Below are 518 nucleotides of genomic sequence, written 5' to 3'. Positions count from 1 at the left end.
CATCTAAATCCTTTTCATCAGTTTCAACATCAATTCCAGTATCGGTCACCATGGATAATGATTGTCTAATTGTATTGACTGCAATTCTCATATCTTTATTTACGCCCTTTAACTTCGGCTTCTTCTTTTTTGGTTCTTCCTTTTTATTTTCTATTTTGTCTATTCTTTCTTCTGTTTGTTTAACATTAAGGTCATGTTCAATGATTTCATTTAACAGTGTAGACTGTTTCTCTAAATCCTTTACTTTTATCAATGCTCTTGCATGACGTTCTGTAATAGACTTATTTAATAATGCCTGCTGAACAGCATCATCCAGTTTTAACAACCTTAGTTTATTTGCAATTGTTGACTGACTTTTCCCTAAGCGCTGCGCGAGTGCTTCCTGTGTAATGGAGTGTAATTCAATTAGTCTGGCATATGCACGTGCTTCTTCAACAACCGTTAACTCTTCCCGCTGAAGGTTTTCAATTAATGCTACAGAGGCAGTCTCTGTGTCGGTCATGTCCTGTACAATTACG

Annotated in this window: 1 protein-coding gene; it reads right to left on the bottom strand. The window is 36.3% G+C overall.

Features of this window, described 5'->3' with window-relative positions; translation table 11 throughout:
• Nucleotides 1–518 (bottom strand): ParB-like helix-turn-helix domain-containing protein (locus AC3G7N_RS22640; RefSeq protein WP_489424343.1); only part of this gene is annotated, 518 nt, incomplete at both ends.

This window comes from Virgibacillus carmonensis (assembly GCF_057836705.1).
The sequence above is the reverse complement of the archived record's forward strand: the minus strand, read 5'-3'. Positions and strand labels throughout refer to the sequence as shown.